Genomic DNA, 749 nt, shown 5'->3' on the forward strand with positions numbered 1-749 from the left:
AGCGGGACCTTGCCGAGGGTCTTGGCGAGCAGGCCGCCGACGGTGTCCACGTCGTCGTCGTCCAGGTCGAGCCCGAAGAGCTCGCCGAGCTCGTCCACGCCGAGGCGCGCGGGCACGCGCAGCACGCCCTCGCCGAGGTCCTCGACCTCGGGCTCGGGCCGGTCGTGCTCGTCGGTCAGCTCGCCGACGATCTCCTCGAGCGCGTCCTCGATCGTCACGAGGCCCGCGATCCCGCCGTACTCGTCGACGACCATCGCGATGTGCGACGACGACGCCTGCATCTCGCGCAGGAGGTCGTCGACGGGCTTGGACTCGGGCACGAAGATCGCGGCGCGCGCGACGTCGCCGACCGGCCGGGCGTCCGTCCCCGGGCCGCCCTGCAGCACGCGCACGACGTCCTTGAAGTAGGCGACGCCCACGAGATCGTCCGCGGACGTCCCCGTCACGGGGATGCGGGAGAAGCCCGAGCGCAGGAACAGGGACAGCGTCTTGCGCAGCGGCGTGTCCCGCGAGGTCGTGACCATGTCCGTGCGCGGCACCATGACCTCACGCGTGAGCGTGCTGCCCAGCTCGAAGACGGAGCGGATGAGCTCGCGCTCCTCCTCCTCGATGACGTCGGACTCGTTCACCCGGTCCACCATGTCCTGGCGCTCGCGCTCGTGCGCGGCCGAGTCGGGGGCGGGCGCGAGGCGCGTGAGCCAGCGGGTCGCGGCGACGATCCCCGTGAGCAGGCCCGAGAGCGCGAGCAG

The 749-nt window shown here is 72.5% G+C and carries 1 protein-coding gene; it reads right to left on the reverse strand.

Going from position 1 to position 749, the window contains the following annotated elements; genetic code table 11:
* A partial coding sequence (locus G3I78_RS46520; protein WP_164436608.1) for a CBS domain-containing protein occupies positions 1 to 749 on the reverse strand: 749 nt, incomplete at both ends.

It is taken from the genome of Streptomyces sp. SID13726, assembly GCF_010548375.1.
Lineage (GTDB): Bacteria > Actinomycetota > Actinomycetes > Streptomycetales > Streptomycetaceae > Streptomyces.